This window comes from Photorhabdus hainanensis (assembly GCF_018448965.1).
GTDB classification, from domain to species: domain Bacteria; phylum Pseudomonadota; class Gammaproteobacteria; order Enterobacterales; family Enterobacteriaceae; genus Photorhabdus; species Photorhabdus akhurstii.
On sequence record NZ_RCWD01000085.1, the window covers coordinates 1 to 2,898 of the forward strand.

A 2,898-nucleotide genomic window follows, 5' to 3' on the forward strand; every position below is an offset into this window, starting at 1 on the left:
TGAAATAAACTCATGAATAGAAATGCCTTTTTGGAATTGAATCTGATTTTTAGCCATTTTCATTTACCTCCACACAGACTTATTTTAAGTATACGCCTATGGGAGCTGAATTTAAGTGATAATCAGGAAAAATAATTTGGCTCAACCTCTTGAATATTATATGTTTTATTTCTCTCAATAACATATTCACAATTATAAACATATATATTTTCTTGATCTTTGCCGGTTATTTCAATATAAGGTTCATTTTGAATTTTCTCGGATAAAAACTTTCTATAAAAATTAGGTAATTTAATGTTCAATTCTTTTTCAATAGAATTTAATTTCTCTAAAATATCTTCTTTCTTCATAAAATTTGCTTCTTAATAAATCTAGATATCAAAGAATGGATTGTTTTTATTAGCGCCTCTAAGCTTATCAAAATATTTATAAGCATCGCCAAGGGCTTTTCTTGCTTGAGTTTGAGGTACACCAGCATCAATCATCTCTCTATAACTTGTATGAAGTTCCTCTTTTAATGTCTTGTCCCATCCTCCAGGCATCGCTCTCCTTGTCCTTTGTGCTGCACTGATTTGAGCATGAGGGATCCCAGAAGTTGAATGTAATAATGTGGCGGGCGCTGATAAGTGGTTTTGCGGGTTAAGGGGAGCGCATGAGATGACGATAGCGATTGAATATTTGCAGGACATTCAGTTAACCCACATTGAAGCACTGGCCTGGTGAAGCGTCTGAACTGGGCGGAGATACGGGCTTGTGCCGTGAATGACGAAGAAGCGTATCAGATTAGGGATGCGATCTCTAAGCTCCAGTCGGCACTGGCATACTGTGGGTATGCGCCACGGTAGATCATAAGAAAGCCGGAAGATCTCAAAGGATCCTTCCGGTCTTTTATTATTTATGGAAAAAATTAGCCATAAAAATAATCAAAGAAACTTTCGAAATTGCTTGAACCTATTATTGGTTTAATTTCTTTAGTAATCATATCTATAAATTCTGAACTAAGCTCATCGTCGTCATTATCATCACCAATATCAAAGATATTAAATCTCCCATAAACTATTTCAATTAATTTAGCTATAGAAAGAAAAAAATCAGCTAATGAATCAGCGATTTTAAATGGTTCACCAACGTCATAATTGGCATAAATAGAAGTACCTTTAATATCTGTTACAGCAATAATAGGCTTTCCACCACTAAAATCATCCATAAATACTAGATGATTTTTAGACCATTTAGGGTTATCTAATATATTTTCTGAATTTTTAATCCAACGATATCCATATTGGGCTTGTTCTATTTTTTCAACTTCAAAAAAGGTTATTGGTGTAATTCCTGTCTCTATCTTAACATTAATAGGTTCAAATTTATTGAGGAAAAAATCGATTTCTTTTGAATGTTCAATCGAGTTGGGCCATTTGAGTTCAACACTATTATTTCCTTCAAATTTTCCCTGAAGATTAAATTTTTTATGGACATTAGATAATTCTATTAAGGCTCTTTCTAGTTCACTCATATCATACCCTTAAAATCTTTGTAGTTAGCGACCACATTTTTTTACTATCTGTTTAGACGTTGCTTCTCGATCAATTAGGCGCCCATTACCAGGAGTATCATAACTACCCCTATGTCCTTGATTACTATATAAATGCTCATCAACACCACTGGGATGATTGGCATTTTGTAGGAATACAATGTTCCTAGGATCGCCTTTCCAAGCTTGGCCTAGTGTACCATTACCCTTGACACTATTTATATGATGTCCTGTATATCCTCGTTCAGACATAATGGAGGCTAATTTTCTGTTACTTTTTGTATTCAAAATGATTTGGCGTTCAGCATCTGTCCAATTTCGAGAGCCACCGCCAGCAGTAACAAGTGCTCTTTCTTGACCCCATGCTCTATTTATAGCTGTTCCTCTCGCCCCAAGTTTAGGTGTCACAGTATTATGGATCTTATATCTCACTAAATCTTTTGGATTTAACCCAAATGGGTCAATCCAACCCGTCGGGTTATGCACGTAACTGTAAGGATTTACTCCTCCTGCTAACCCCAAAGGGTCAGGGCTGAGATAGCACGTTGCTTCCGGCAAATAATAGCGGAACCGATTATAAAATAAACCACTTTCTTCATCAAAAAGTTGCCCCGCGAATCTGAGACCCGGGTCCAGTTGCGGATTCTCGCCGGGTCCTGTCAGCCGCAGGCCGTATAGCGACTGCTTCGGCCGCCGCCACACCCGCTTACCCTCCGGGTCGAACAGCGCCAGCGGCTCGCCGGTCGGGGCGCTGACCGCATACTGGGTCTGCACCTCCCCGGCCATCAGCTCCACCCGGTTGTCCAGATTAAGCGTAAACGCCTGCGTCTGCTGCGCTATCAGCTCCCAGCCGTCAAACACCAGATGGCGGATCATTTTCAGCCGGCCGTGCTGGTATTCGCGGATTTCTGCTGGGGTATCCCCATCCCATAGGTAGGTGGTCCGCTTACCGCTCTGGATACACCGTTTTTCTGTCCGTCGCCCAAAGGCATCATAGCGATATTCCCACGGTATCCCGTCCGGGGTGATAAGCCCGGTCAGCTGATTCTGGCTGTTCCACCGGTATTTTGTCAGCGCCAGCCGGCAACCTTCCGCTAAAAACTGCTTCTCCCGCATGCGGCCGGCCCGGTCGTAAACAAACCGGTGCGAGTCCACCCAGTTCAGGCGATGGCCCTCCTGATAGAGGGTTTCCCCCATAATCTCCTGCACCCCGTCAAACCGTCTTGACGGGTACCCGGTCTCATCATACTGATAATGCTCCCGCAGTGTCCGGCCCTCCCCCACCGACATCACCTGGCCGTTGCCGTTGAGGAGATAATTTAACGGCTGCCCGTCATCACTGACGGCGGTCAGGTTCAGCGCGGCAT

Annotated in this window: 5 protein-coding genes; 1 reads left to right on the plus strand and 4 read right to left on the minus strand. The window is 42.3% G+C overall.

Annotated features, from left to right (window positions below):
• Positions 1-122: 122 nt before the first annotated feature.
• Positions 123-350, minus strand: a complete 228-nt coding sequence (locus EAE92_RS23820; protein WP_246545386.1) for an SMI1/KNR4 family protein — start codon at positions 348-350, stop codon at positions 123-125.
• 21 nt (positions 351-371) lie between these two features.
• The gene (locus EAE92_RS23825; RefSeq protein ID WP_246545387.1) at positions 372-689 is read right to left on the minus strand and encodes a hypothetical protein; all 318 of its coding nucleotides are present in this window, start codon (positions 687-689) and stop codon (positions 372-374) included.
• Positions 690-719: 30 nt separating this feature from the next.
• Between EAE92_RS23825 and EAE92_RS25110 the strand changes: the two genes are divergently transcribed.
• Positions 720-845: a DUF7706 family protein gene (locus EAE92_RS25110; RefSeq protein ID WP_281422837.1), complete on the plus strand. Its 126-nt coding sequence runs from the start codon at positions 720-722 to the stop codon at positions 843-845.
• 62 nt (positions 846-907) lie between these two features.
• Here EAE92_RS25110 and EAE92_RS23835 read toward each other — a convergent pair whose 3' ends face one another.
• Together EAE92_RS23835 and EAE92_RS23840 are read right to left on the minus strand one after the other, a co-directional pair.
• Positions 908-1,513 carry a hypothetical protein gene (locus tag EAE92_RS23835; protein ID WP_214069833.1) on the minus strand — a complete coding sequence of 202 codons (606 nt, stop codon included), beginning with the start codon at positions 1,511-1,513 and terminating at the stop codon, positions 908-910.
• A 24-nt stretch (positions 1,514-1,537) separates the two neighbouring features.
• Positions 1,538-2,898, minus strand: a 1,361-nt coding sequence (locus tag EAE92_RS23840) for an RHS repeat-associated core domain-containing protein (RefSeq protein WP_281422838.1), incomplete at its 5' end; no start/stop codon positions are given.

Bases quoted from the DNA above. Each gene is read 5' to 3' on its own strand.
- EAE92_RS23835 (WP_214069833.1), bottom strand. From the start codon at position 1,513: ATGAGTGAACTAGAAAGAGCCTTAATAGAATTATCTAATGTCCATAAA.
- EAE92_RS23825 (WP_246545387.1), bottom strand. From the start codon at position 689: ATGTCCTGCAAATATTCAATCGCTATCGTCATCTCATGCGCTCCCCTT.
- EAE92_RS23820 (WP_246545386.1), bottom strand. From the start codon at position 350: ATGAAGAAAGAAGATATTTTAGAGAAATTAAATTCTATTGAAAAAGAA.